At 68.1% G+C, this 248-nt stretch carries 1 protein-coding gene; it reads right to left on the bottom strand.

Features of this window, described 5'->3' with window-relative positions; all coding sequences use genetic code 11:
- A partial coding sequence (locus tag RYX56_RS24345) for a hypothetical protein (protein ID WP_317124385.1) occupies positions 1–199 on the bottom strand: 199 nt, incomplete at its 3' end.
- Positions 200–248: the final 49 nt, after the last annotated feature.

Raw genomic sequence — 248 nt, 5'->3', positions numbered from 1 at the left:
CCAGCATGCTGGCGGCGATGATCTTCAGCAGGGCGATGACGGATTCCTGCGTGACTTCCGGAACGGCGCCATCGACGATCACCCCGTCCGCCAGGCGGGCCGGCTGCACGCCCGCCACCGACAGCAGGCAGGCCAGCAGCGGCTTGATCCACAGGCGTTCGCGCAGGCGGCTGAACAGGTAGCGCAGTTGGTCTCGCATCGTTCGGTCTTCGGAAGTCGTCGTCGGGCCACGATGGCACGGTCCGCGC

The organism is Alkalihalophilus lindianensis (assembly GCF_032843265.1).
Lineage (GTDB): Bacteria > Bacillota > Bacilli > Bacillales > Bacillaceae_D > Alkalihalophilus > Alkalihalophilus lindianensis.
The sequence above is the reverse complement of the archived record's forward strand: the minus strand, read 5'-3'. Positions and strand labels throughout refer to the sequence as shown.